The sequence below is a fragment of the Propionigenium maris DSM 9537 genome (genome assembly GCF_027925155.1).
GTDB lineage: Bacteria > Fusobacteriota > Fusobacteriia > Fusobacteriales > Fusobacteriaceae > Propionigenium > Propionigenium maris.
In genome coordinates, this window is record NZ_BSDY01000007.1 from 20,776 (window position 1) to 45,898 (window position 25,123).

The window sequence follows — 25,123 nt, forward strand, 5'->3', positions numbered from 1 at the left end:
TTTTCTTCAACTATAAAGTATCCTAATATTGACTAAACAATTATAAGGGGGACACAATGGCTAAAGTTACTATTAATCTTGAGGTTATGGAAAGTATGAACTATTTTTGGAATGCTACAAGTGACAAGGAAAAGGTTGGGGAATCTTACCTTGTAACTATTGCTGACCATCCGTCCATGAAGGTACTATACGGAGAGGAGTTTTCTGCTGACTCTGTAAGAAAGGTACTAAGTGCTATATCAAACAGGGAACCACTAAGAGGTACAAAACCTGAGATGAGATTCTGGAACAACAACATGTGGATGTTAGAGGATCTTGACTTTATGAATATGATGCTAAATCCATTAAAGACTTTAAACCTTGACGATATTGAGGTAAGAGAGGATACTGAGATAGTATTTATCCCAGGGCACATGGATGTATGCTACAAGGATGGAAACAAACTAATCGTTAACTTCTTCAATATAAAGGCTGACCTTTACAATGAAGATGTTGTAACAATCGAGGATAAAGATATGAAGGTATGGTTTGAAGAGAAGATCTGGAAGGAGTTTCCTGTACTGGGAAGAAGATAATTCCTACTCTTTAAAACTAAATAAACTACTAAAAAAAGGGGCCCTAGGCCCCTTTTTTTTCTATCTTCTCATAGACTTTAAAGGTTTTTTTTATCTTTCCAGGTATTCCCACTGCTGTGGAAAAATCAGGAATATCCTTTAGGATTACAGAGTTAGCTCCAACCTTGCTTTCCCTTCCTACTACAATATTCCCCAGCACCTTGGCTCCAGCGCCTATAACAGCTCCATCCATCACTGTAGGATGTCTCTTGCCGGTATCCTTACCTGTTCCCCCAAGGGTAACTCCGTGGTAGAGGGTTACATTATTTCCAATAACTGCTGTTTCTCCAATAACCACTCCCATACCGTGGTCTATAAAGAACCCCCTCCCTATTACCGCTCCTGGATGGATCTCTATTCCCGTGAAAAATCTCGACAGCTGAGAGATAAACCTCGCCATAAAGAAGGACTTCTTCCTATAAAGAAAGTGAGCTATTCTGTGGAAGAGCATGGCATGGATACAGGGATAGAGAAGAAATACCTCTATCCTGTTTCTCGCTGCGGGATCATTCTCCCTTATATTATCTAGATCATACATTAAGTTTTTAAACACTATCATCACCCCCAATAAATTATACCTCTATGCCTGCAATGGATGTAACTCATCAATGTAATTTTGATTTTGTTCATCTTTTTTTGCAGAACCCCCTAAAATTATAACCTCAAAACTCTACACAATTCCAAGAGGTAGAACCTATCTATAGAGATCTGTGGAAAGATACTTCTCTCCTCCGTCTGGAGAAACAGTTAAAACCTTCTTTCCCTCTCCCAGTTCCTTGGCCACCCTTATAGCTGCTGCTATATTGGCACCAGAGGATATTCCCAACAGGAGACCCTCCATGGAAGCTGTTCTCCTTGATGCTTCAAAGGCTTCCTCATCGGCAACCTTTACAACCTCATCTATAAGTTGGGTCTTGACTATCTCTGGAATAAACCCTGCACCTATTCCCTGGATCCTGTGCTTTCCAGGTCCCTCTCCCGAGAGTACCGCTGAAGTTGTAGGCTCCACTGCATATATCTTTAACTTCTGAGAGCTCTCCTTAAGCCTTCCTCCTACTCCTGTAATAGTTCCCCCAGTTCCTACTCCTGCTACAAAGGCATCCAGTTCTGGAAGGTCTGCCAGTATCTCCTCTGCTGTGGTCCTATAGTGTTTTTCCGGATTGGCTTTATTTTTAAATTGCTGGGGTACAAAGGAGTTCTCTATCTCTGTAGCCAGCTCATCTGCCTTATCAATGGCTCCCTTCATCCCCTTGGCTCCATCTGTGAGAACTATCTCAGCTCCGTAGGCCTTCAGTATGCTTCTTCTTTCGACACTCATGGTGTCTGGCATGGTAATAATTACTCTGTATCCCTTGAGTCTTCCAATAAGGGCTATAGCTATACCGGTATTCCCGCTTGTAGGTTCAATAATTACACTTCCCATCTTTACCTCTCCCAGCCTTTCAGCCTCCTCTATCATCCCAAGGGCTGCCCTGTCCTTTATACTCCCCCCGGGGTTTTTTCCCTCTAACTTTATATAGAGCTCAGCCATCCCCTCTTCCTCTAAGTGAGCCAGCCTCACAATAGGTGTTCCCCCAATCATCTCAAGTGCATTTTTATATATCATAATTCCCCTCCTGAATTCTTTATTAATATAGTCTGAAATCTTACAAGAAGAGTATAACACTAACTATACCACTTTGTCAAAAATTGTTTTATAAAGTGTTATATAGATCTTTTTGATTTTTTTTGAAATTCTCACCCTGCCATCACAAAATCCACATATTTCTTTGAGATAATCTCTGTACAAAGATACTTATATTAATTTTACGAGGAGAAAAAAGATGATGAAAAAAATACTTATGTTTGTAGTTATGGTAATGACTTTAATGGCGTGTGGGAGTAAGACGGACCTGAATGAAATGTTGGCAGGGAAGACTTTTACACTGGATGAGAAGGTTGTTTTAGAGGAACAGGGAGAAGAAGTAAGCTTCACACTTGCCTTTGAAGATGGAAGAGTCAGCGGAAGAGCACTTAACAACTTCAATGCAAACTATGAGATTGAGGGAGACAAGATTGAGATCTCGCCAATGGCTACAACTCTAATGGCTGGTCCAGAGATTCTTATGCAGAGAGAAGCAGAGTACCTGATGGATCTTACAAACGCTAAGACTATCTCACTGGAAGGAAATAAACTGACTATTACTACTGAAGAGGAAAAGGTATTAACATTTACTCAGGTAGAGGAAGTAACTGAATAGATATAAAAAAAAGTTGTCGGCACTCGACAACTTTTTTTCTTATGCTGGAAGGAAGAAGTAATCTCCACTTTTAATCATCTTATAAAAATTATCTATAGATTCTTCCTCTAAACATCCTTCTATCTTTTCTCCGCACATATTAAGTTTTTCATGGGTTCTTACAGGGAGTTCTTCATAAAAGTCATAGGCTTCCTCTAAAGTAAATGATTCCATCGGGATCCTATATCTGTGCTTCAGTGCATCATATATTACAAAAGCCCTCTCTCCCACTTCCTCAATATATACTGGATTTAATAATTTTTGCATTATATATTCCTTTTCATTGAAATATTTCATCTCACCCTCGTAGTCACCCTGTCTTTTATGGTTATTGGCCACTATATTAATAGAATGGAGTACCATCTCTAGGGTTTCAAAGTCAAACTGCCTCTTGGAAATGAGATATTCACTATATTGTTTGCACTCCTTCACAGCCATCACCTCCCTTTCTTTAGGAAGTAATACTCTATATTAGAGGAGAGAAAACTTAACTAAAAATAAATTTTTTTTTAGATTTTACTGTCCCTGCTCCAGAGACTTTGGATTAAAGTGTACATCCAGCTGCGGGAATGGTATCTCTATACCCTCTCTGTCGAAGGTATCCTTGGCCATCTCCATGGTATCAAAGTAAACATCCCAGTAATCAGATGTTTTTGCCCAGGCTCTGTAGGTTATATTTACAGAGGAATCACCAAACTCCTTTAACCTTATCTGGACCCCCGGTTCCCTTAAAACCTTTTCCTGACTGTCAGCAATCCCCCTAAGAAGATCTATTGCCTTTTTATAGTCGTTTCCGTAACTAATACCAAAATTAATATCCACCCTTCTCACATTGTTTCTGGTATAGTTTACAATGGAGTTGTTGGAAAGCTCCCCATTGGGTATGATGATTCTTCTGTTATCCACTGTATTGATTACAGTATAGAATATCTGGACTGCAGCTACACTTCCAGTATAACCAGCTGCTTCCACAAAATCCCCAACTTCAAAGGGCTTGAAGAGCACAATTAAAAATCCCCCTGCAAAGTTGGCAAGACTTCCCTGAAGAGCAAGACCTACTGCCAAGGTAGCAGCACCAAGAATTGCAACTAACGATGTCATCTGCACCCCTAGGATTGAGATCGTCACTATAAACAGGATTACATAGAAAAGAGCATTTAAGCATGAGTGGGAGAAGCTGTGGATCATAGGGTCCACCTTCTTCCTGTCCAGTGCTTTATCCACTTCCGCTACAACTCTTTTTATTACAGCTCTACCCACTAAAAATACAACTATCGCCAGCAATACCTTTGTGGCAAAGCCTATAAAGTTCACCGATATATAAGCCATTATTCCGTCCATAAAATTACCTCCTTATGTAGTATCAATATTGTTATATGAAAAACATTCTTCCATCCTCTTTTACTTCCTCGAAAGGACACTAAAAAAGACCTCCCCCGGCTCTATACCAGAGGGAGGCTCTTCTATCTGATAAAGTTAGTAAACCTTTTTCTCTCCTGCTCTGGGAGGGGAAGCTCCTTCTTCCCTAGTTCTACAGCCTTCATAAGCCAGGCCATATTTTTCCCCAGGATCCTTATAATCTGAACTCCCTCATCATCCTGAGCCACCTCTCCTGGCTTTAAGCCATGGGCAACATTCCAGTAGTTGGATGTGGGAACAAACATCTCTGAATAGTTTATGTATCTATCCAAGTTATCTATAGTGGGAATCCCCCCGCTACGCCTTACTGCAGCCAGGGATGTCCCTACCCTGTGCCTTAAGAAGTTGCCATTTACCCCTACAACGAAAAAGGCCCTGTCCAAAAAGGACTTCATGGTTCCTGCCACCCCTGAGTAGTAAACTGGTGAGCTGAGGATTATACCGTCGGCTTCCTTCATCTTCTGTATATATTCGTTTACCTCATCCTCATCTATGACACACCTTTCATTTTGGGCTTTCACACACCACATACACCCAAGACAGCCCCTTATCTTTTTATTTCCAACCTGAATAACCTCTACCTCTATACCGCTTTTTTCAAGCTCCTCTGCCATTATACCTATGGCTTCCCTGGTGTTACCATGGGCTCTGGGGCTTCCATTAAATGCTACTACCTTCATTATCTCTCCTCCCTTGGAGCCAACCTTTAAAAGTTAGCAGCCTTTATCTCAAAATATGACTGTTCCGCCCTGCAGATTGGACAGAGGATAGGTGACTTCATATCCTCATGGGTATGACCACACTTTCTACAGACCCACCTCTCGGCACTCTCTCTTGCAAAGACCTCATCCCTCTCAAGGTTTTCAATAAGCTTTCTGTATCTTCTTTCATGCTCCACCTCTACTCCGGCAATGAGTTTAAATACCGCTGCCACAGCAGGGAATCCCTCCTCTGTAGCTTTCTCAGCAAAGGCAGGATAGAGCTCTACAAACTCCTCATGCTCCCCGTCTGCAGCCATGTTAAGGTTTTTAAGGGTAGACCCCACATGCCCAGCCGGGTAAGCTGCTGTGATCTCTAGCCCCTCCCCGCCATCTAGGAATGAGAAGAACCTTTCAGCATGATACTTTTCATTTAAAGATGTCTCCATAAATATTGCAGCTATCTGCTCATACCCCTCCTCGCTGGCTTTTTCAGCAAAGTATCTGTACCTCATACTTGCCTGGGACTCCCCTGCAAAGGCCTTCAATAGATTCTTTTCAGTCTCTGTTCCTCTAAGATTCATTGCTATTCCCCCTTATATATTAAATTAAATTTAATCCTTTAAATAGTCGGATAACTCCTCCAGCGGTATTGTAAAGGTCAGTATTCCGCTCTCATAGGGACCTATCTCATAGGGATTAAAGATTATAACAAGGTTATCCTCTGAAAAGTAAAACTTAAACTCCCTCTCCTCAACTACTATATTCTCATAGTACATGGAGGGGTCTCCCTCTATTATAATCTCCTCTACCTTATTCCTTAGGAGCCTTCTGTAATTCACCTCATCCTTAAAGAGGGATCCCAGGGTTACCTCCCGGCCCTTCCTGAAGTTATATGGAGTCTCCAGCACCATCCCGTGCTCCCTCCCTGCGTAGTAGTAGGTCTTCACTACATAGCTGTCTATTCCCACCTTATTCTCTACCTTGGAGTAATCGGATTTCAGCACAAAGGGGTTTCCCTCCTTGTTCCCTAGCTCTCTAAAGTGTCTCCTGCTCTCCATCCTCACAACCTCATCAAGGATCTTAAAGGTATCCACCGCCTTTTCAGATAGCAGCTGACCCCTATGCTTAAAGACCGGAACCCTTCCGCTTATTATAGTATTTCCGTCCCTGTAGCTGAAGTTCTTCTCCTCTGCCTCCACTCCCAAAACTATGGTAGTCAGAATTAAACACAGGCAAAACAATATCTTTTTCATAATCTTCTCCTCATTTCCTTCCTCTTCCTATAAAAAAATTACAGGAGGGTCATACCTTTCTTAACTTTTTCTAGTACCTCCCTGGAGGTGAGAGCCTCTCCAAGAGCCAGGGAAAACTCCAGGGATCTACCGGCTCCAGTAGAGGTAATAAGATTCTCATCTACAACAACCTTCTCATCTACATAATCCACTTCTCCAAGAAGCTCCCTTACAGTAAAGTGACTGGTAACCCTTCTTCCCTTGAGAAGCCCTGCCTTGGCTAGGGCTGAGGGGGCACCGCATATGGCTCCCAGAACCTTCCCCTCTTCAAGATAGTACTTAGCAAGGTCCATAACTCCCAGATGCTTCCCTATATTTTCATATCCAGGGTATCCCCCAGGAAGGACAAGTAGGTCTCCATCCCTGAATTTCTCATCCTCAAAGAACCTATCTGCCCTGACTGTTACCCCCTGGCTGGAGGTAACCTCTAATTTTTCTCCAATGGAAAGGGTCTCAACATCAACCCCGCACCTCTTAAGCACATCTACCGGTGTCATTGCCTCTATCAACTCAAATCCCTCTGCCAGAACTACATATGCTCTCTTCATCCTCTCCTCCTTTAAACCATCTTCTCTTCATTGGCTGACTGCCCCCCTTCCTGGAGAACTCTTCTATACTCCTGCTATTAATCTATCCTCTATTATACTCAACCTTCCTGCCGAACTCAAACTTTTAAAGAAAATATGAGGTTTTAAAGTCTAACTCCTTAAGTCAGCTTCCCATTTAACTCCAAAAGAAAAAGCCCTCTTTCAGGGCTTCAACTTGTTATTTTGCCAACTTATAGGCCCCTCTGTTCAGGGCATCCTTTATAGCCGATCTCACCTTATTGGATCTTATGGTAGCTCCAGCCATCTCTATCTCCCCTGGAGTATAAAGATCGTCTAGGGATTCATCTATATTTTTCCCCACAAGGTGAGTCAGAAGAGCCTCATGCTCATCCCTTATCTGGGCAACCCTCTCCTCTTTAAGGTAGTCCACTCCCCTGTAGGTAAGTCCCCTGTATTTAGCAGAAGTTACAATATCATCCTTCAGCTTAAACTCCACCGTTACCTGATTTTCCCCCCTGTCTATGAAGTTACCCCTATAGGTCCCGTCACGATAGGTTGAAGCAAGTACTGTAAGACTCAAACTCATACCCAAGGTTAAAATCAGCGTCTTCATTCTTTTCATTGTAATCCCCCCTGTGAAATCATTATTGTTATTATTCCACATAAAGGAGGAGTTTTCCACCCTTGATCTATCTAAGAGGACTATTTACCGCTCTCTAGCTTCAAATCTTTCCCTTATCCTCTCCACTCTCTTCCTGTTTACGCCAAAGTCACTGTAACCGCTTCTGGCAGCAGATCTAAAGTGGATACCCCTTTCATCCTCTGGAAGGTAGAGCTCCAGATCATCTATAAACTTAAAGAATCCAGATCTAAAGATCACATGGATATAATCTTCCCTTTCAGTAACTATCTCATAGTTCTTTTCCATCTTTACAGCTTCCAAGATGTCAGCCACTGCTTCCTCTCTGCTTCCCCTGTAACCTATCTCCTCTAAGTAGTGCTTCCCCTCTCTCTCCTCCAGGGAGGATACGCAGTTTGGAGATGCAGGGCAGGCACCCAGGCTCACTCCGTCAAAGGTAGGTCCCTTCTTCACACTGGAACACCCGGTAAATAATACTACAAACATCAATAAAACTAAACTCTTCATAACTCTCCTCCTCTAATGTAAGCTACCCACGTTGAAACTTCTTTATCGTCTTCACCAGGGAGGTTACAAATACTATTCCCATAGCCAGAGCCCCTGCTGCTGATATGGTAGCCAGCCCCCTTGTAAAGGATCCCATAAGGTTGTGTCCTATGACATTGTTCATGGTAAAGTACATCCCTCCTCCTGGTACCAGTGGTATAAGTCCACATATGAGGATAGAGGTTACTGGAGTCTTCAGGTATCTTGCCCCCATCTCTGAAAAGACTGAAAGTGCCACAGCAGAGTAGAAATACGCCGCTGTTTCACTGGCCCCTGCCTGCTGGGTGTATAAAAATGTGGCCCATCCCAGACTCCCTGCTATAGAGGTACATATAAGCTTTCTTCCCCTTATGTTAAAAAGTATTCCAAAGCAGTAAGTGGCGATAAAGGCGAAATAAATTTGATACATCATCTTAAAACTCCCCCTAATTTAACATTGTAGACAGGGCTATACCTGAACCAGTAGCTAGGCAGGTTGCTATAATGAGAGCCTCTGCCCCTCTGGCCATACCTGCAACAAGATCCCCTGCTATGATGTCCCTTATGGCGTTTGTTATTGCCATTCCAGGTACCAGAAGCATTATAGATCCGATGGTTGTTGTGTCTACACTTGTAATTAAATCTATCCTAGAAAATAAAATTGCCGAAACCGAGGCTAAACACCCACCTGCAGAGTACATCAAATATGGATTCAGCTCCATCTTTTCCGAGAGACCCTTTAGAAAGTATATTAGTCCTCCTATAATAAAGGCTCCCATAAAATCCCTGGGGGTTCCTCCAAACATTCCAGCAAAGGATGCAGCTCCCAGGCAGTGGGCAATGAATACCTTTATCTCCGAGTAGATGGATCCATTGTCTATCCTTCTAAAGAGGGCCATGAGCTCATCTGTAGAGAAGTTACTGATCTCCCTTGCCACAGCATTTATCTTATGTATCTTATCCAGGTTTGTAGTCCTTGTAGTTATTCTTTCTGTTAAGGAGACCGGGATTCCATCCTTATTCTTCACAGAGGAGATTATTCCTGTGATTGTAGCAAAACACTGGGCTTCAAAACCATATGCTTCGCATATTCTACAAACTGTATCCTCCACTCTATAGGTTTCACCACCATTTTCCAGTATAATTCTTCCGGCATAGGTAGCTACCTCTAAAACCTTGCTAGCTTTCATAATACCCCCTTTCTATTACTTCCTTGAAGATTATATACAAAATACGAACATTTTTCAATGTTTTTTATACATGAAACAAAAAAAGAACAATAGTGTAATTTCAACTTTCTGTTTCAAAATAGATTACACTAATTATTTATTGAATATATTAAAAATAGTATCTCTAACCTCTATCAAACTAAATATAAAACATTAGAATTTTATTATGATGGGTGTCTATCATAGATATAACTGGATCTATACAACTATATTTATACAGAAAATCATGCAGTTCCTGTTAAGTGTGAAGAAAATATAGGGCTAATATGTCTGAAGATTATTTCTCTGAATATTTCTTAAGAAGAGGGACACCCTCTCTGGGGATTTTTTCCTATTCTTTCCCCTTAACTCCCTGCTATCTCTTTTAGATCAATCAATAAAGGTGTTATATATTGCTACAATCGTCTAACTAAACTTAATTTTTTAAAGGAGTTTTAAGTTATGAAAGTGTTAACAAAAAGAATATACTCATAACATAATTTTGTTACGGGAGGATTGAGATGAAAAAGAAGGCATTGATATTGGGAGCTTCACTCCTGGCCCTTACAGCCTGCGGCGGAAGCGGAGAAACTACAACAAAAAGCACAGAGAGGGATACCCTGGTAGCTGCTCAGTCAGCTGAGCTGAGGACCCTGGATCCCCATCAGGCTACAGATGTATATTCCAGAAGGCTCCTGGCAAATATCTTCGACAGACTTATAGAAAAAAACGAGGAGATGGAGCTGGTTCCCGGGCTGGCTGAGAGCTGGAAGTACCTAAGCGATACCAGTGTAGAGTTCAAGCTCAGGGAGGGGGTATTATTCCAGAATGGTAGCGAGCTAACCTCTGAGGATGTTAAGTATACCCTAGAGCTTGCCAAGAAATCTCCAATGGTGGGAATGTTATATGAAGCTATAGATGAGGTAGAGGTAGTGGACAAGTATACCCTAATTGTAAAAACTGCAGAGCCTTTTGGTCCCCTGCTCCACCACCTGAGTCACATTACAGCCTCCATTATGAATAAGGAATACAATGAATCCACAGAGGAGTACAACATTAAGCCCATGGGTACAGGTCCATATATGATGGAGAGATGGGTAGCTGGAGACAGGGTTATCCTCAAGTCCCACAAGGACTACTTCAGAGGAGAAGCTCCCATTGAAAATGTCATAGTTAGAAATATTCCCGAGGAGAACAGCAGGGTTATAGGATTGGAGACTGGAGAGGTTCACCTTTCTCAGGACATCCTTTCAATCTCAAGGATGTCCATCCTAAATGATCCAGGCTTGGAGCTTCAGGAGATGAGTGCTCTGGGGATCTCATACATGGGATTCAACGTGCAAAGGGGAGTACTTCAGGATAAAAGGGTAAGACAGGCTATCGCCTATGCCATAAACAGAGATGAGATAATCGACACGATACTCATGGGATCTGTGGAGAAGGCCAACGGCCTCTTTGGTCCTGGAGTATTTGGATACTCAGAGGAAGCTGAAACCATAGGCTACGACCTGGAAAAAGCAAAATTCCTTCTGGCTGAGGCTGGATATCCCAATGGAGGAATCGACCTTCTGGTAACCACAAGTGGAAGTGAAACCAATACCCAGATCATGACCATAGTCCAGGCTCAGCTGAAAGAGATCGGTATAAACCTCAACCTCCAGCAACTGGAGTGGGGTGCTTTCCTAAACTCCACAGCCAACGGGGAAACCGACCTCTTCTATATGGGATGGTCCAACTCTTCAGCTGACGGAGACTATGGAATGTCTGCCCTTCTTCACGGAGATCTCATGGGAGCCAGCGGTAACAGAAGCTTCTATAAAAATGAGAGACTGGATGAGCTTTTGGGAATGGGACGTAGGGAACTGGATGAAGACCTTAGAAGGAGTTACTATGCTGAAGCTATGGATATTGTAAATGATGAGGTTCCAATCTATCCATTTAGCTTTGCCCTGGCAAATGCAGGATACCAGGGGAGCGTAAAGGGGTATGAGCAGTCACCACTAAACAACCCTAACTTCTTCAAGCTCTCCTTTGAATAGAATTAATAAAAAGGAGCGTGACGCTCCACCCCTTATAAAATTGTGCAATAAATTTTTATGATACACTAATCTATAATTCTATACTTTACCTTAATAATGAAAAAGCGGAATCAATCAGTCCGCTTTTTTTAATCTTTACAAAATTAAGATTATTTCTTATTAAAGGGGATTAATTTAATATAGGAACCATCTTCTCTCTGAACTCCCTTAACCTTTTCAGAAGTTCCTCACCCTCGGTATAAAGTTCAGGGTAATGCTTTTTAAACTCCCTTACCCCCTCCTTAAGAACCTCTACCATCTTCTCTCCCTCACTGGTGAGAGTATAGTTGGCTTTCTTCCCTGACTTCTCCTTTGCCACAAGGTCCATCTCCTCCAGCTTCTTTAAGCTCCTATAGACCTGAGCAGGATCTTGATCCAGGATATCAGCTAGAAGGTAGGGGGATCCTGCAGATGAATAAACAAAGTAGAGAAGAACTGCCTCATTGTGGTTGAGAGGGGTATTTCCTCCATATTTAAAGTCCTTCTTAATTACCTTCAGACAGAGCATTATCTCCCTGATAAATTCATAATACATATATCCTCCTAGATACAAAATAAACAATATATAATAAGCCTAAAAATCAAACTCTATCCAATTTTCCACAAATTATATTTTACTTTAAAAGCCCTATATCGTCAAAATATACAGCAGCCGATTATATCTACAGATAATTTCATAAAATCTTCCCACTTACCTCTCATGTTCACTAATTATAGGCTACCGAGGTCCCACCCTTACCCTAGGAAAGGGCACCTCATAACTTTTATATAGAATTTTAAGTTTAATTTAAGTTTTTTCGTGTGTATTATTTCACAACTAAAACAGATAAAATTCACTTAGTCCACTTCTTCAAGAACCACTATATTCCTTTATTTATAAGGAGTTACAATATTCTTTAAAGTTTTTCACTGATCACTAAAGGAACAATCATCTATGACTTTTTACTATTTCCGTATCGCACTCTGTGAAATAAAGTTATTGTTAAATTTCACTTAAAATGCTACAATACCTGCACATCGGTAGAAAACCGTAAAAAGTATTAAAAAATAGTACAGATAATTTAAAAAGTTACAGGAGGAAAACATGGCAACAAACGCTAAAATTGAAAAAAAGTTAACACTGATATCATTGATCCTGATGATATTCACATCGGTTTTTGGATTTACTAACATTCCAAGATCATTTTATCTAATGGGATATGCAGCTATCCCTTGGTACGTTGTATCAGCAGCAGCATTCTTTATTCCATATGCATTTATGATGGCAGAGTACGGAGCAGCCTTTAAGAGTGAGAAGGGTGGTATCTACTCTTGGATGGAGAGATCTGTAGGAACTAAGTATGCCTTTATCGGAACATTTATGTGGTATGCATCATATGTAGTATGGATGGTTAATGTAAGTTCAGCTATCTGGATCGTTATCTCAACAGCGCTATTTGGTAGAGACCTTACATCTAACTGGAGTCTACTGGGATTAAATTCAACTCAGACTCTGGGACTTCTTGCTGTTGGATTTATGCTGACTATTACCTTTATCGGTTCTAAGGGGCTTGAGAAGATTACTAAAGTTACATCTATCGGTGGACTTGCTGTAACTCTTATCAACCTAGTTCTTCTTGGAGGAGCTCTTCTTATCTTAGCTCTTAACGGTGGAGAGCTGGCTCAGCCTATGAAGAGTATCGGAGAAGCATTTACAACTTCACCACACCCTGGATATCAGACTTCTATTGCAGCTGTTTCATTCATGGTATTCTCTATCTTCGCCTTTGGTGGAATAGAAGTAATCGGTGGATTAGTTGATAAGACTGAAAATGCTGAGAAGACATTCCCTAAGGGAGTTACTATGGCAGCTATTATTATAGCAATTGGATATGCTATTGGAATCTTCCTATGCGGAATCTTTACAAACTGGGATGCAATCCTTTCAGATTCATCTATTCACATGGGTAACGTAGCTTATGTACTTATGGAAAATCTAGGATTCCAGCTTGGTCAGGCTATGGGAATGTCCCCTGAGCTTTCTACAACTATCGGACTATGGATGTCTAGATATATGGGAATCTCAATGGTTCTTGCTCTTACTGGCGCATTCTTTACTCTTTCATACTCGCCACTTAAGACTCTTATCGAGGGAACTCCTGCAGAGATGTGGCCTGCAAAGTTAAGAGAGAGCAAGGATGGTATGCCTGTAAATGCAATGTGGATCCAGTGCGGTATAGTAATTGTGTTCATAGTTATGATTTCCTTTGGAGGAGAGGGAGCTTCAGCATTCTTCTCAAAGCTTATCCTTATGACTAATGTAGCTATGACAATTCCATATATGTTTATTGCGGCTGCATTCCCTAAGTTTAAGGCTAAGGAGAGCATCCAGAAGCCATTTGAGATCTATAAAAGTAAGACTGCAGCTAATGTTGCAACTATATTCTGTGTAGTTACGGTAGCCTTTGCAAACCTGGCTACTATAATCGACCCTGCAACTAAGGGAGATTTCGCTTCTACAGCGTGGATGGTTGGAGGACCACTGTTCTTCACAGTCCTAGCTCTCAAAATCTACTCTAGATATGAGAAGAGAATCGCTACTGAAGCAAGAGAAAAGGTGGCATAGTTAAGATAAAAGGCTTAGAGGATGACCTCTAAGCCTTTTTTAATACTCTCTTCTATTCACTCCCTAAAAGATAAAAGAACTCTTCTATATAAATAACTTACTAGCAAATTAAAGTCGATCATAGTAATCTATACTAATAAAAACTGCACCTTTCTCTTGAAAAAAAGGTGCCTAAAGTTCAAGACTTTCGATAATAGTCTTAAGAAGTACAACTTATTTTCCGTTTCTTCTATAGGCTCTAGATAGAACCTAACCTGTATAACGAAACGAAGTAGATATAATAAGTGAAGTAGGACGACTATCTGCAGTCGGCCATTTTAAATCTAAAACCTACTAATATACCATTTAGAAAGCAAGGAGTCTTTAAACTAGCTACAACTCCACTCTTCCTTAATAAATTTCCCTGGCTGCTTTTACTTAAAATGCTATCTTCTTTAGTTGTCTTCTAAAGAGAAGAGGAGATAGTATCCCCTTTATAATACTTGTAATGGCTATACTCATCCACACCCCATTTAAACCAAACAGGTGTTCCTGGGAGAGGAAGAGGGCTATTGGTATACGAGATCCTGTAAAGATAATACTGATGGTAGAAGGGATCTTCGGCTTTCCTATTCCGCTGAAGGAACCATTGGTGATGATCTCCACACACATAAAGAGCTGAGATAATCCAATTATCCTCAGATACGCTGCCCCTGCATCTAGGGTTCCCCTGTCATCTACAAATATCCTGATGAGGAATTCCGGAAACACCACAAAGAGGAAGGTAGTTATTAATCCAACACCCAGGGCCAGCTTGAATGCAGTCTTATACCCCTCCACCATCCTCTCCTTCAGCTGAGCCCCATAGTTCTGCCCTATAAAGCTAGAAACAGCCCCATAGAGACCTCCCACAGTCATATAGGAGATGGACTCTATCTGGAGACCTATTTTCTGAGCTGCAATGGCATCTGGTCCCCAGGAAGCTATTATTCTGGCTATTACAATACCAAAACCGGTAAATAATACCCTCTGAATCCCCAAGGGAAGTCCAAGGGTAAGGATCGCCTTTATAGTTTCCACACTGTATTTAAAGTGCTCCTTTAGTATAAAGAACTCCCTTGACCTTTTTACAAAGAGGAGGGTTACAAGAGCCTGGGATATGAAGGTGGCAAGAGCTGCTCCTCCTACTCCCATATTCATCCCAAAGATAAGGATGGGATCCAGCACTATATTAAGTATTACTCCCACTGAGTTTATCTTAAAGGGAAGCTTACTCTCCCCGAAACTATTCAGTATCCTCACATAGATGAAGTTGGTAAACTTAAACACAAGAGAAAGACCTACAATTATCATATAGGTTTCAGCCATGGATTCCACTGCCGGATCACCCAGCTTAAAGAAACCTATGAGATCTTTTCTGAAGAAGAGAAGGGCACTTATATAGATAAGGGATACAACTGCATTTAAGATAAAGGCATTCCTGATATAATCCCTTGTGAGCTGCTCCTCCTTAGCCCCTATGGCATGGGCTATCTTTATCCCTGCCCCTGTTACAATCATGGAGTTTATAGCAAATCCAACATTTATAAAGAAGGTTGCCGTTCCTATTCCAGCTACTGCACTACTTCCCAGCCTTCCTATCCAGATCATATCGATAAGCCCATAAGCCATCTGGAGGAAAGAGGATCCCATTATGGGAATAGCCAGCCCTACAAGTATCTTCTGTATATCTCCTACGGTAAGGTTGTTACTTTTTTTCATTACAGCTCCTCTCCTTTTCAAGTACCTCTGTAAGAAGGTTTATCCCCTCAAAGATTATGTCAAATTTTTCCTTTGGAAGCTTGCACACCACCTGTCCAAAGTGCTCCATAAAAGCCTCCTTTATCTCCTGGGTTTTTACCCTTCCCAGCTCACTGAGGCTTATCCTGGTAATTCTCCTGTCGGAGTCGCAGGAGCACCTCTCTACCAGCCCAAGGTCCACCAGCTTAGATATATTCCTTGTCATAGTACTGCAGTCCAGAGCCATCCTCTGGCTTATCTCCCTCATGGATAACTCGCCATTTTCCAAAAGCTCCAGCAGGGTATAGGCCTGGGAGGAGGTAAAGCCCTTTAACTTAAAGGTACTCTTCTCCAGAATATAGGTAAGCCTAGCCAGCTTCTGTATCTCGCTTCCGCAACAGCTTTCATACTTTATCTTCATAATTCACCTCTATTATTTGTATAATACAACTACTTAGATAGTATAGTACAATTTTTAGAAATTTGCAAAGAAAAAAGCTCCCCTCCCGAGGGGGGAAAAGCTCACATCTTACACCTGTTTTTTCCAAGTTTTTTGGCCCTGTAGAGAAGGGCAGCAACTCTGGAAATGAGCTCCTCTACGGACATTGAAGGACCATGCTCAGCTACACCTATACTTATTGTAGGGGATTTCAAGGAATCTATCTCAAGGTCTGCCACTCCCCCCTCGATGAACTCCTATAGTGAAAGTATACCTTAAGGTTAACCTCCAAACAAGATACAGGGTATAAGGTATAAAATATAAGGTGAATCTTATCACTATTACTAGGAGGACCTTATTATTTTTTAAAAACAGGTTTCTATGATATAATAAAAGTTGTCAAACTCAAAGGAGGAAGTAGGATGTTAGGACTTTCCAACCATTTATTGAATAATATAGGTTATATCATAGCAATCGCTTTTGGTCTGACCCATGTAAATACCTTTAAAAGAATAATCGAGAAGGAGAAATATAGTGTAAGGGACAGGGTTATACTCTCCCTTTTATTTTCAGCCATAGCGATACTGGGAACCTATGTGGGAACAGACTATAACGGAGCTATAGCCAACACCAGAAATATAGGGGTTGTTGTTGCAGGGGTAGTAGGGGGACCTATCATAGGTCTTGTTACAGGGGTCGTTGCAGGAGCCCACAGATACTTTATAGATGTGGGGGGAATCACCGCCCTTCCATGTGCCATTGCCACTGTTTTAGGGGGAATTCTCTCTGGGGGAGTATACAGAAAGATAGAACCCAAGGAAAGAAAACTCTATGGTTTATTGGCAGGGATAATAGTGGAAAACCTCAGTATGGGATTTATCCTCCTCATGAGCCGGCCCTTTGAACTGGCCAGGGATATAGTGACAAATATATATATCCCCATGGTTCTCGCCAATGGAATGGGAGCCTTTATCGTAATTGCAATAACCGAGAGTATCCTGGAGGAGAAGAAGAGGATGGCAGGGGAGCAGGCCAAGCTGATCCTGGAGGTAGCCAACAAAACCCTCCCCCACTTCAGAGACCTTACCAACAAATCCCTCATCAATGTGTGTAAGATAATCCGGGACTCTGTGGAGGCTGAGCTTGTGGCTATCACCGACAGGGAGAACATTCTGGCCAGCTACAGTTCAGAGGAGAGGTATAAGATCAACCACACTGAGATCGTGGGAATTGGAACAAAACAGGTGCTTGAAACCGGGGAGATCCTCATTGCCGATGAGCTGGAGGATGAGCTGAAGTTCAGGTGCTGCCTCAAGGACCTCAAATCAGCCATCATTGCCCCGCTAAATACAGGGCAGGGAACCACTGGTACCCTGAAGCTTTACTTCAAGGAAAACAGTTCCCTTACCTCTAGAAATAAGTATCTTGCCATAGGCCTTTCCCAGCTCATCTCCACACAGCTTGAGATAAGCAGGGTAGAGAGGCTGAAAAATGAAGCTGCTAAGGCTGAGATAAAAGCTCTCCAAGCCCAGATTAACCCGCACTTTTTATTCAATGCCCTTCACACGGTATCCTCCTTTGTGAGGATCGACCCAGCCAAGGCAAGAAAGGTCATAATCGATCTCTCAACCTATCTGAGGTACTCCATAGAAAACGGAGACAGGCTGGTAAGTATCGGTAAGGAGCTGGAGCAGGTGAGAGCCTATGTGGATATAGAAAAAGCAAGGTTTCAAAATAAGTTTATGGTACACTATGACATAGAGGAGGGGGTAGAGGAGAAAACCATCCCAAGCCTCACCATACAGCCCCTTGTGGAAAATGCTTTAAAGCACGGAATTCTAAAGAAAAATACAGGAAAAAATGTATATATAAGTGTCTGCAGAAGTGAAGAAGAGGGGATAGATATAGTAATAGAGGATGATGGTGCCGGCATCGAAGAGGAGATCATAGAAAACATCCAGAGGGACAATGTAAAGCCTGAAAAGATAGGGCTCTACAACGTTCACAGCAGGATCAAGCTTCTCTATGGAAGGGGACTTACAATAGAGAGGCTGGATAAGGGCACCAGAATTAGTTTCAATATAGGAGGAGAGTAATGAGATGCATTATTGTAGATGATGAGTTTCCATCTAGGGAGGAGCTGAAACACTTCCTTGGACAATATATGGAGATAGATATTGCAGGGGAGTTTGATGATCCCTTGAAGGCTCTGGGCTTTCTTCAGGAGACCAGTGTAGATGTGGTTTTTCTGGATATAAATATGCCTAACCTGGACGGAATGAGTCTTGGAAAGCTGATCTCCAAGTTTAAAAGGAGTCCCCAGATCATATTCATAACCGCTTATGACTCATATGCTGTGGAAGCCTTTGGAATAAGAGCATTTGATTATATAATGAAGCCCTACTCAGAGGAGAGGATCAAGGATACCCTGGACAGACTTACAAGGAGTAAGGGGGAGACCTCTCCAGGAGAAAAGGAGGTCCAACAGCAGAATAAACTCACCCTATGGAAGGGGGACAAGATGTTTGTACTTCCCCTAAAGGATATCTCCTTCTGCGAAGCCTGCGAGAGGGAGACAAAGATATTCACTCCAGGGGGAGTCTATATGTCAAAGCTGAAGATATCGGATCTAGAGGAGAAGCTTCCCAAGGGAAAGTTCTTCAGAAGCCACAGATCATATATAGTAAATCTGGATAAGATTGTGGAGATCATTCCCTGGTTCAATACTACCTACAACCTGAAGCTCAGTGATATAGATGAAAAAATACCTGTAAGCAGGAGTAAGGTAAAGGAATTTAAGAGCTTAATGGGTATAGGATAGTAAACATTCACCGGCAGGGAGGAACAATGAAGGATACGCTTACAGATTACCTGAAATTATTTTTGCTCTGGATCTTTCTCATAGCAGCCATAGACCATGCTTTCGGGGGGCACCTTATGGACAGACTTATGAAGTCTGACAAGGGTATCCCTATAGAAAAAACCTATATGATAGCAGTAAGTTAAAGGAGGGAGCCAGGCTCCCTCCTTTTATTTTTTTATATACTCTGCAGCACTCTCTCCTGCAATCCTACCAAATACCACTGAACCACTGTAGGCAGCTCTTGTATTAACAACCTCTCCAGCTGCATAGAGTCCCTCTACAATACTTCCATTCTCAAAGAATACCTCTGACTTCTCATTGGCTACTACTCCACCCTTGGTCATATGAACAGCAGATTCCACCTCTACCCCGTAGTATGGTCCCTCTGTATCCAGAGCCCTTACAATCTTTCCATAGGAATCCGATCCAGCCTCTGAATCTCTATTGTAGGCAGTCATAGTTTCCATAAAGTTATCCACATTCAATCCCAGTTTTTCAGCCAGCTCCTCAAGAGTTTCACCCCTTGTGTGCAGCCCCTTTGCCTCCTGAGATGTAAGACGATAGCTGGTATCCTTCAGAGTATTGTCATAGATATAGTAAGCTACACCATCTGTCTGATTTAATATAGCTCTACCTCTCTCTACTCCAGAGGTCCCTGCCTCCTCGATAAACCTTTCTCCCTCCACGTTTACAAGAACATACCCAGGTCCCTCTCCAGTGAGATCTCTGGTAGATGTAAGAATAAATCCAAAGATGCTCAGAACATCCAGGTTATCCACCTGAATATTATTTCTTTCAAATACAGGAAGGAAATCCCCAGTAGCTCCCGTCTGATTTGAGTGGGCAAACCCCTCTACCTCCGGGTTGTGCTCCAGTAGAAGCTCCTGATTTGCTACAAATCCTCCTGTGGCGATTACCACAGCATCTGCCATTATATTGTAGAAGTTATTTTTATTCTGCACTCTCACCCCTACAACCTTTTTGTCATCCATGATGAGATCCAGCCCCTTGGTACCTGTCCTTACATCCACTCCTAGCTCAGCTACCCTTCCTTCCATACCATCCTGGATGTGGGCACCAGCATAGGCATCGGCTTTATGCATGTGTCCAGTATCTCCCAGCCTGTGATCCAGAGTTATTCCCATCTTCCTGAACCATATATCCACAAGGGACGCTCCATTAGCCCATGCCTTCAGACGAGAGGGCGAATCCATCTTGTTGCTCTTGAGCATATCCTCATAGAGGGTGTCAGCAGTTGCTGTATATCCCTCCTCGTTCTGTACCTTGGAGTTAACTATTCCAAAAAAGTTCCTGTCATATTTACCATTTCCGCTGAGGATATCCATCTTCTCAACCAGGATAACGTCCTCTGCGCCTGCTTCCTTGGCAGAGATTGCAGCTGCAAGACCTGCTGGTCCCCCTCCAACAATAACTATATCTGTTTTTACATCCTCCAGATACTTTACAGGTTCCTCAGGTCCCTTGGTTTTCATGGTGATCCTTCCAAAATCCTTCTCTGCTTTCTTAAGAGCATCGTTGACAGCTCTCTTTACTCCAAGAGAGGTGTAGGTAGCTCCCGATACACTGTCTACAATGGGGCTCTGAGCCTCTATAATTCTTTCCTTAAGAATAGGAAATGCCCTGTCCATAATAAAGTCCGTTTCCTTGTGGGATACCACAACAATATCCTCGATCCTTTCCTCAGTTCCAATAACCTTAACAGTTATCTCCCCTGTAAATCCTCTTCCCTTCCCCTCTATTGAGTCCTGGGAACAGGCTGTGAATAAGAGAGTTAAGACAAGTAAGGCAAAGGTTTTTACAATTCTTTTCATAATTTCCTCCTGATTTCTAAGTTATTGGTTCATTATAGTTCTTTTTGTTTGTTAAAAAAACTTAAGAAAACCTAAAATTAACCCGAGGATAACTTTTAAAATCTAAAAGTAAAGGGCTCTAGGAGTAAAGAGAACCTTAAAGCAAGAAGCACCCCCTACTGAGAACCTGTGTTTTTCTGATGGTACAAATAAAAAAACCAGCCACAGCTGGTTTTAATTTAAAGGAAGACAAAGCCGAGGATTCCCGACATAAATATCATCCATATGGGGTTTATCTTGGTTTTAGTAAGGACTATAAAGGCCAGAATAAATATTCCGATGGCAGGGTAGTTCACCGAATAGTCGGAGAGAAACCTCACTATCCCGCTGGGAGGAGTCTTTATAAATGTAGCTCTTCCTATGGTATATCCTGCATAACCTATAAGTCCCACGGTAATGGGCTTCAGCCCCAGGAAGAAGGCGTCCTTATAGACATTACCCTTACACCTCATGAGGATCGTCGCCAGGATAAGGATAATAACTATAGATGGGGTAATTACCCCTGCTGTAGCTGCTATTCCTCCCCAAAATCCCAGAAGGTCGTTACCAACATAGGTAGCTGAATTTACTGCTATGGCACCGGGAGTCATCTGAGCCACCGACACCAGATCAAGAAACTCGCCTCTGGTCATCCACTCCCTCAAGAGAAGCTCCTTCTCTATTAGGGGAAGCATAGAGAGCCCCCCTCCAAAGGTAAATAATCCTATCTTAAAGAAAACTGCATAAAGCTGTATATATAACATTACTCAGCCCCCCTTCCCATAGCCCTGAGAGCCACACCAGGCAGGAGGGTATAGAGGATAAGACCAAATGCTGCCCCCATAACTATAAGTTTAATGGGAGAAAGCAGTGAGAATATTAAGCATATCATGGTAAAGATAAATATAACCACTCCCATGGGAGTATTGGCTGAACTCTTAAAGAGCCTTATGAGAGATTTAAATATCATGGCCACTACCCCTGCCCTTACTCCTGTAAGGATCTTTTTAGCCACCGGGGAGGTAAAGCTATCTGCCACAAAGTGAACTATGAAGGAGATAATAAAGAGGGACGGCAGTATAACAGCTATAGAGGCGATTATAGCCCCAGAAAGTCCTGCGGTTTTCTTCCCTACAAAGGTAGCAGCATTTATGGCAATAACTCCGGGAGTCATCTGGGAGACGGATATTACTTCCAGAAGCTCCTCCTCCTCTATCCATCCCTTATTATTTATAATCTCCCTTTCAATTAACGGGATCATGGCATACCCTCCCCCAAAGGTGAAGGCACCGATCTTAAAAAAAGTTAAAAATAAATCTAAAATCAACATTGCAAACCTCTTTTCTGTAAGTTATATAAAACTATTATATCCTATATCCCCTATAAATGCCACTCCTCTCCCCTTAGAAAAACCTTATACTGTTTCTTGACTTGCATGGTATAGAATGCTAGAATATATAGTGTTTGATAGTTGATTTAGTAAATGAAAGAGACCCCCTTAGGGGAGTTATGAGGTGATATTTTGAAGATAATTTCTTTTGATCTCGACGGTACACTCCTTAGAGATAATAAAACAGTATCTGATTTTTCCAAAAATATTCTTTTGAAGTGCAGAGAGGCTGGGAAAACACTGATCTTTAACAGTGCCAGACCCCCAAGACTGATATATGAGGTTCTTCCAGAGGAGTTCCACGGGGATATAATCATCTCCTCCAATGGCGCTCTCATCAATAAGGGAGAGGAAACAATGTTTAAAAATTTTATCTCCCCTGAGGATACAAGAGTGATAATAGAGTACCTGGAAGGCAACCATCCAAAGATTTATTTCTCTGTGGAGCAGGGAAGAGACAGCTACACCTCCTTCTACGATGAGGCCTATAACAAGGAGATGTTTGCTTTAAAGGTTGATTTCAGAGAGGTTGACCTTAAGGGAACCCCTAAGTTTCTGGTAAGGGTTGGAGCTATGACCGAGGAGGAGTTAGAAAGATTTATCCAGACCCTTCCCCCTTCATGCGCCTTCCTCAGAACAGACGGAGGAGAGTTTGCTCAGATAATGGCCAGGGGGAATACAAAGCTCAGCGGTATAAAGAAGATAGTGGATATGAAAAACTACCACATAGATGATGTTATTGCCTTTGGAGACGACCACAACGACTTTGAGATAATAAGGGATTGTGGTGTGGGAGTGGCCATGGGGAATGCCGAGACTGCCATCAAGGAGGTAGCAGATCACGTTACCCTTACCAATGAAGAGGATGGAGTAGCAAAGTTCCTCTTTGAAAATGTTATAGGAGCTTAAAAAGCAATGTGACCTTGCATCCTAATAATCGGTTGGAGCATTCATTATTTCATTTAGCTTTTTTATAAATTCTATCCCTTCCTTAATAATAAAAAAAGCAGCTTACTAAGCTGCTTTTTTCTTTGGAATATTCCCAGATCATTTAAAGGATAGGAAGAGTTTTATGGTATTAATCTATTAAGAAAATATAAAGGAGCAGGTTTTATGGGATTAATAGAGCAGCTACACAGAGAACATAATGAGATTCGACTACACCTGAAGAAGATCCAGGTAAACGATGATATTGAGATCTTAAATCAGCACTTCAGCCAGTTAAAGAGGGTGCTTATCTCCCACCTCATTACCGAGGACAATGAACTCTACCCGGCTCTCAGAAGCCTCCAGGCAACGGAAAAAATATCCAACTCCTTTGAGGAGGAGATGGGAAGGATATCAAGTGATATAATGGATTTCTATGCTAAGTATAAGTATGAGTTTAAGGGAGAAAATTTTAGAGGGGATGCCGGTGTGATAATAGATAAACTCATCTACCGGATTACCAAGGAGGAGAGGGAACTCTACCCAACCTTTAAAAGACATTTTCCAAATAAATAGAGGAGGAGCCCTACGGCCCCTCCTTTTTCTATACTAATTTTAAGAATGTCGTTGCAAAGTAGAAGTAGATCAAGAGAGATATTGTATCTACTATGGTAGTGATAAGAGGTGCTGCCATTATAGCAGGATCCAGCTTCAGTGTCTTTGCTATAATTGGAAGGGTTCCACCTATTGTTTTAGCTGTAGTAACTGTGAAAACAAGTGTGGAACACACAACCATAGCTACCATGGGATCTATCTTCTCAAAGAAAGCCAGCCTCAGAAAGTTGGCTGTAGCAAGTCCAAGTCCTACAAGGACCCCCACCCTCATCTCCTTAAAGATTATTCCTGGCAGATCCTTCTTCTCTATCTCTCCCAGGGCAAGGCCTCTTATTATAAGGGAGGAGGCCTGAGATCCTGCATTTCCCCCTGTATCCATAAGCATAGGAATAAAGGCCGCCAGAATAACTGCATTTTCAAGGACCTCTTCATACCTTCCTATTACCCTTCCAGTAAGGGTTGCTGATATCATAAGTACAAAGAGCCACACTATTCTGTGTTTTGCCAGGCTGAATATTCCTGTTTTCTTATACTCAGTTTCCATGGGTTCCACGGCATTCATCTTCTGGATGTCCTCTGTATTCTCCTCTTCTAGAGCATCGATAACGTCATCCACAGTGATAACCCCTACCATCTTTTCCTCTACATCCACCACAGCTACAAGGTCCAGGTCATACTTTTTAAAAGCCTTGATTACATCCTCCTGGTCATCTACAGTTTTTACTGTAACTGGGAACCTCTCCATGAGCTCCTCTACTACCTCATCCTCCTTGGCAAGAACTATATCCTTTAGACTCAGTACCCCTTCAAGCTTCTTGGTCCTGTCTGTAATGAAGCAGGTGTTGATACTGACACTCTCTCTACCTACAGATCTTATCACATCCAGGGCTTCCCTCACTGTCATGGACTTCTTGAGTGCCATAAACTCCACTGTCATAAGGGAGCCAGCCGAATCCTCCGGGTACTTTAAGAGCTTATTGATATTGCTTCTTCTCTCAGTTGGAGTAAGCTTCAACACCCTCTTTACTACATTGGCGGGCATCTCCTCAAGGAAATCTACCACATCATCCAGGAAGAGGCTGTTTATTACATTCTCCACTTCTCCCTCACGGATATTTTCCACCAGGTACTGCTGCCTCTCAACCTCCATATAGGAAAAGACATCTGCAGCTCTGTCCTTCTCCAGAAGTCTAAAAACAATTAAAAGATCCTCCTTATCCATCTCCTCTAGCATATTTGCTATGTCCGGCGAGTTCATCTCCTTCAGGTGATCCTTTAACTCTAAAAATCTTCTCTCATCTAATAGTCTTTTTACCATAATCTGCTCCTTCTTATGAGAAGCACGGGATCGGACCACGGCTTCTCAAATGCG

29 protein-coding genes are annotated in these 25,123 nt (G+C 42.0%); 9 read left to right on the top strand and 20 right to left on the bottom strand.

Annotated elements, in window-relative coordinates; genetic code table 11:
• Window positions 1–56: 56 nt before the first annotated feature.
• On the top strand, window positions 57–575 hold the full coding sequence (locus QMG11_RS08685; protein ID WP_281835203.1) for a TDE2712 family protein: 519 nt from the start codon (window positions 57–59) through the stop codon (window positions 573–575).
• Window positions 576–618: 43 nt separating this feature from the next.
• Here the strand turns inward: QMG11_RS08685 and epsC are convergent, their stop codons facing one another.
• On the bottom strand, window positions 619–1,173 hold the full coding sequence (gene epsC / locus QMG11_RS08690; RefSeq protein WP_281835205.1) for a serine O-acetyltransferase EpsC: 555 nt from the start codon (window positions 1,171–1,173) through the stop codon (window positions 619–621).
• Window positions 1,174–1,308: 135 nt separating this feature from the next.
• A complete protein-coding gene (gene cysK / locus QMG11_RS08695; protein WP_281835207.1) occupies window positions 1,309–2,220 on the bottom strand; it encodes a cysteine synthase A in 912 nt (303 codons plus the stop codon).
• Between the two features lie 217 nt (window positions 2,221–2,437).
• On the opposite strand from cysK, the gene QMG11_RS08700 reads away from it, so the two are divergent.
• Window positions 2,438–2,854, top strand: coding sequence for an META domain-containing protein (locus tag QMG11_RS08700; RefSeq protein ID WP_281835209.1), 417 nt, complete (start codon window positions 2,438–2,440; stop codon window positions 2,852–2,854).
• Between the two features lie 39 nt (window positions 2,855–2,893).
• Here QMG11_RS08700 and QMG11_RS08705 read toward each other — a convergent pair whose 3' ends face one another.
• From QMG11_RS08705 to QMG11_RS08750, 10 genes are all read right to left on the bottom strand, one after another.
• Window positions 2,894–3,325, bottom strand: a complete 432-nt coding sequence (locus QMG11_RS08705) for a hypothetical protein (RefSeq protein WP_281835211.1) — start codon at window positions 3,323–3,325, stop codon at window positions 2,894–2,896.
• Between the two features lie 84 nt (window positions 3,326–3,409).
• Window positions 3,410–4,234 (bottom strand): mechanosensitive ion channel family protein, encoded by an 825-nt coding sequence (locus QMG11_RS08710; protein WP_281835213.1) that lies wholly within the window; start codon window positions 4,232–4,234, stop codon window positions 3,410–3,412.
• A gap of 122 nt (window positions 4,235–4,356) precedes the next feature.
• The gene (locus QMG11_RS08715; protein ID WP_281835215.1) at window positions 4,357–4,992 is read right to left on the bottom strand and encodes a flavodoxin family protein; all 636 of its coding nucleotides are present in this window, start codon (window positions 4,990–4,992) and stop codon (window positions 4,357–4,359) included.
• A 26-nt stretch (window positions 4,993–5,018) separates the two neighbouring features.
• The gene (gene rbr, locus QMG11_RS08720) at window positions 5,019–5,594 is read right to left on the bottom strand and encodes a rubrerythrin (RefSeq protein WP_281835219.1); all 576 of its coding nucleotides are present in this window, start codon (window positions 5,592–5,594) and stop codon (window positions 5,019–5,021) included.
• A 30-nt stretch (window positions 5,595–5,624) separates the two neighbouring features.
• Window positions 5,625–6,266, bottom strand: coding sequence for a DUF3298 and DUF4163 domain-containing protein (locus tag QMG11_RS08725; protein WP_281835221.1), 642 nt, complete (start codon window positions 6,264–6,266; stop codon window positions 5,625–5,627).
• Window positions 6,267–6,304: 38 nt separating this feature from the next.
• Window positions 6,305–6,853 (bottom strand): DJ-1 family glyoxalase III, encoded by a 549-nt coding sequence (locus QMG11_RS08730; protein WP_281835223.1) that lies wholly within the window; start codon window positions 6,851–6,853, stop codon window positions 6,305–6,307.
• Window positions 6,854–7,070: 217 nt separating this feature from the next.
• Complete coding sequence (locus QMG11_RS08735; protein ID WP_281835225.1) at window positions 7,071–7,475, bottom strand: hypothetical protein; 405 nt, start codon at window positions 7,473–7,475, stop codon at window positions 7,071–7,073.
• Between the two features lie 84 nt (window positions 7,476–7,559).
• The gene (locus QMG11_RS08740; protein WP_281835227.1) at window positions 7,560–8,000 is read right to left on the bottom strand and encodes a DUF1499 domain-containing protein; all 441 of its coding nucleotides are present in this window, start codon (window positions 7,998–8,000) and stop codon (window positions 7,560–7,562) included.
• 22 nt (window positions 8,001–8,022) lie between these two features.
• Window positions 8,023–8,451: a threonine/serine exporter family protein gene (locus QMG11_RS08745; protein ID WP_281835229.1), complete on the bottom strand. Its 429-nt coding sequence runs from the start codon at window positions 8,449–8,451 to the stop codon at window positions 8,023–8,025.
• A 13-nt stretch (window positions 8,452–8,464) separates the two neighbouring features.
• Complete coding sequence (locus QMG11_RS08750; RefSeq protein ID WP_281835231.1) at window positions 8,465–9,208, bottom strand: threonine/serine exporter family protein; 744 nt, start codon at window positions 9,206–9,208, stop codon at window positions 8,465–8,467.
• A 539-nt stretch (window positions 9,209–9,747) separates the two neighbouring features.
• Here QMG11_RS08750 and QMG11_RS08755 point away from each other — a divergent pair.
• Entirely contained in the window at window positions 9,748–11,265 is a 1,518-nt protein-coding gene (locus QMG11_RS08755) for an ABC transporter substrate-binding protein (protein WP_281835233.1), read from the top strand.
• A gap of 169 nt (window positions 11,266–11,434) precedes the next feature.
• Here the strand turns inward: QMG11_RS08755 and QMG11_RS08760 are convergent, their stop codons facing one another.
• A complete protein-coding gene (locus tag QMG11_RS08760) occupies window positions 11,435–11,839 on the bottom strand; it encodes a winged helix DNA-binding protein (protein ID WP_281835235.1) in 405 nt (134 codons plus the stop codon).
• A gap of 549 nt (window positions 11,840–12,388) precedes the next feature.
• On the opposite strand from QMG11_RS08760, the gene yjeM reads away from it, so the two are divergent.
• The gene (gene yjeM / locus QMG11_RS08765) at window positions 12,389–13,909 is read left to right on the top strand and encodes a glutamate/gamma-aminobutyrate family transporter YjeM (protein ID WP_281835237.1); all 1,521 of its coding nucleotides are present in this window, start codon (window positions 12,389–12,391) and stop codon (window positions 13,907–13,909) included.
• A gap of 417 nt (window positions 13,910–14,326) precedes the next feature.
• Here yjeM and QMG11_RS08770 read toward each other — a convergent pair whose 3' ends face one another.
• The 3 genes from QMG11_RS08770 to QMG11_RS08780 form a co-directional block, all read right to left on the bottom strand.
• The gene (locus tag QMG11_RS08770; RefSeq protein WP_281835240.1) at window positions 14,327–15,649 is read right to left on the bottom strand and encodes an MATE family efflux transporter; all 1,323 of its coding nucleotides are present in this window, start codon (window positions 15,647–15,649) and stop codon (window positions 14,327–14,329) included.
• The gene (locus tag QMG11_RS08775; RefSeq protein ID WP_281835242.1) at window positions 15,636–16,088 is read right to left on the bottom strand and encodes a MarR family winged helix-turn-helix transcriptional regulator; all 453 of its coding nucleotides are present in this window, start codon (window positions 16,086–16,088) and stop codon (window positions 15,636–15,638) included. Before QMG11_RS08775 ends, QMG11_RS08770 begins: the two co-directional genes overlap by 14 nt.
• A gap of 101 nt (window positions 16,089–16,189) precedes the next feature.
• On the bottom strand, window positions 16,190–16,345 hold the full coding sequence (locus QMG11_RS08780; protein WP_281835243.1) for a nucleotidyl cyclase domain-containing protein: 156 nt from the start codon (window positions 16,343–16,345) through the stop codon (window positions 16,190–16,192).
• Between the two features lie 183 nt (window positions 16,346–16,528).
• Between QMG11_RS08780 and QMG11_RS08785 the strand changes: the two genes are divergently transcribed.
• Genes QMG11_RS08785 through QMG11_RS08795 form a run of 3 tightly spaced genes read left to right on the top strand, consistent with a single transcriptional unit; the run spans window position 16,529 to window position 19,112 of the window.
• Window positions 16,529–18,202 carry a LytS/YhcK type 5TM receptor domain-containing protein gene (locus QMG11_RS08785; RefSeq protein WP_281835244.1) on the top strand — a complete coding sequence of 558 codons (1,674 nt, stop codon included), beginning with the start codon at window positions 16,529–16,531 and terminating at the stop codon, window positions 18,200–18,202.
• Window positions 18,202–18,927, top strand: a complete 726-nt coding sequence (locus QMG11_RS08790) for a LytR/AlgR family response regulator transcription factor (RefSeq protein WP_281835246.1) — start codon at window positions 18,202–18,204, stop codon at window positions 18,925–18,927. The genes QMG11_RS08785 and QMG11_RS08790 overlap by 1 nt, the downstream gene beginning before the upstream one ends.
• Before the next feature lie 26 nt (window positions 18,928–18,953).
• Entirely contained in the window at window positions 18,954–19,112 is a 159-nt protein-coding gene (locus tag QMG11_RS08795) for a hypothetical protein (RefSeq protein ID WP_281835248.1), read from the top strand.
• Between the two features lie 24 nt (window positions 19,113–19,136).
• On the opposite strand, the gene QMG11_RS08800 is transcribed toward QMG11_RS08795, so the two are convergent.
• The 3 genes from QMG11_RS08800 to QMG11_RS08810 all read right to left on the bottom strand — a co-directional run bounded on the left by QMG11_RS08800 (window position 19,137) and on the right by QMG11_RS08810 (window position 22,149).
• Window positions 19,137–20,801 carry an FAD-binding protein gene (locus QMG11_RS08800; protein ID WP_281835249.1) on the bottom strand — a complete coding sequence of 555 codons (1,665 nt, stop codon included), beginning with the start codon at window positions 20,799–20,801 and terminating at the stop codon, window positions 19,137–19,139.
• Between the two features lie 218 nt (window positions 20,802–21,019).
• On the bottom strand, window positions 21,020–21,583 hold the full coding sequence (locus QMG11_RS08805; RefSeq protein ID WP_281835250.1) for a chromate transporter: 564 nt from the start codon (window positions 21,581–21,583) through the stop codon (window positions 21,020–21,022).
• Complete coding sequence (locus tag QMG11_RS08810; protein ID WP_281835251.1) at window positions 21,583–22,149, bottom strand: chromate transporter; 567 nt, start codon at window positions 22,147–22,149, stop codon at window positions 21,583–21,585. Before QMG11_RS08810 ends, QMG11_RS08805 begins: the two co-directional genes overlap by 1 nt.
• A gap of 192 nt (window positions 22,150–22,341) precedes the next feature.
• Between QMG11_RS08810 and QMG11_RS08815 the strand changes: the two genes are divergently transcribed.
• Together QMG11_RS08815 and QMG11_RS08820 are read left to right on the top strand one after the other, a co-directional pair.
• Window positions 22,342–23,118, top strand: a complete 777-nt coding sequence (locus QMG11_RS08815; RefSeq protein ID WP_281835252.1) for an HAD family hydrolase — start codon at window positions 22,342–22,344, stop codon at window positions 23,116–23,118.
• 204 nt (window positions 23,119–23,322) lie between these two features.
• Window positions 23,323–23,712 carry a hemerythrin domain-containing protein gene (locus QMG11_RS08820; RefSeq protein WP_281835255.1) on the top strand — a complete coding sequence of 130 codons (390 nt, stop codon included), beginning with the start codon at window positions 23,323–23,325 and terminating at the stop codon, window positions 23,710–23,712.
• 28 nt (window positions 23,713–23,740) lie between these two features.
• Here QMG11_RS08820 and mgtE read toward each other — a convergent pair whose 3' ends face one another.
• Entirely contained in the window at window positions 23,741–25,069 is a 1,329-nt protein-coding gene (mgtE, locus tag QMG11_RS08825) for a magnesium transporter (protein ID WP_281835257.1), read from the bottom strand.
• Between the last annotated feature and the right edge of the window lie 54 nt (window positions 25,070–25,123).